This is a genomic window from Marinobacter sp. bablab_jr003 (assembly GCF_016464245.1).
Lineage (GTDB): Bacteria > Pseudomonadota > Gammaproteobacteria > Pseudomonadales > Oleiphilaceae > Marinobacter > Marinobacter vinifirmus.
This window is the reverse complement of sequence record NZ_JADARC010000090.1, coordinates 1-1,303: the sequence shown is the minus strand read 5'-3', so window position 1 is coordinate 1,303 and position 1,303 is coordinate 1. Positions and strand designations below refer to the sequence as shown.

General features: G+C 59.7%; 1 protein-coding gene. It reads right to left on the bottom strand.

The window, feature by feature from the left end; all coding sequences use genetic code 11:
- A partial coding sequence (locus H3Z84_RS08250) for an IS256 family transposase (RefSeq protein ID WP_199457137.1) occupies positions 1-1,202 on the bottom strand: 1,202 nt, incomplete at its 3' end.
- Positions 1,203-1,303: the final 101 nt, after the last annotated feature.

Sequence of the window (1,303 nt, the reverse complement as noted above, 5' to 3'; positions counted from 1 at the left end):
TGCACGTTGTCCACGACCAGCTTCAGTTGGTCAAACCCCTTGATTCGCTTCCAGCGTTTCTGGGCGGACTGGAGCAGTTTGAACACCATCGATAACGTGGTGTCGCGGGAGCCGCAGGATCGGCTCCGTTTGGTTCTCAGCCGTACTGTGGCGAAGGTGGATTCAATCGGATTGGTGGTCCGCAAGTGAATCCAGTGAATCGCCGGGAAGTCATAGAAGGCCAGCAGCGCCTCCCGGTCCTTCTCCAGATTTTCCATGGCCTTCGGGTACTTGTCCCGGAACCGCCTCAGGGTGCTGTCGAACGCCTTGTGGGCGCTGTCTCGTGTCTCGGCCAGATAGATCTCGTGCAAGGCTGACTTCACCTTCGGCTGCATCGATTTTGGCAGCTTGTCCAGCACATTGGCGGTCTTATGAACCCAGCACCGCTGATGCCGGGTGTCCGGAAATACCTTGCTCAGGGCCTTCCAGAACCCCAGCGCACCATCACCAACAGCCAGCTTGGGCGAAGGCTCCAGGCCACGTTCCCGCAAATCCGTGAGCAGCTCTCGCCAACTGGCCTCGGACTCCCGGTGGCCGTCCTCGACAGCAACCAACTCCTTGTGGCCGTGCTCGGTCACGCCGATGATCACCAGCAGGCAGAGCCGGTCATCCAGGCGGACGTTGCTGTACACGCCGTCGGCCCACCAGTAGACGTAACGCTTCTGGCTCAGGTCTCGCCGCTGCCAGTCCTTATGCTCATCCAGCCACTTGGCCTTGAGCCGGGACACTGTGTTGGCCGACAGGCCATTGGCTTGTTCACCAACCAGCGCACTCAGGGCCTCCTGGAAATCACCGGAGGAAATACCTCGCAGGTAGAGCCAGGGAATCAGTTCCTCCAGGCTCCGGGCGCGCTTCAAGTAGGGTGGCAGCAGGTGGCTGTTGAAGCGAATACCGGAGCCACTGCGATCCCGGACTTTGGGAACCTGGACTTCTACGTCGCCGACGCCTGTCTGAACAGCGCGTTTGGGAAGGTGCCCATTACGCACCACAGCACGGCGGCCATCCGGCGTCTTGACGTCCGCGTACTGCTTCAACAGGCTCTCCAGCTCCGTCTCAACGGCCTGTGCGATCAGGTCCCGGGCACCCTGCCGGATCAACTCGTGCAACGGGTCGTTGCTGGCTACCTCTGGTTGTGAAAGAGCATGCAGGTTAGACTCGGACATGGCGTATCATTCCTCTGTTGGTTGTGATCTTGGCGGTGATCAACCAACAGGATACGCCACCCCTTCAGCCTGCTTCCATACACCAGAAATCACCATAACTC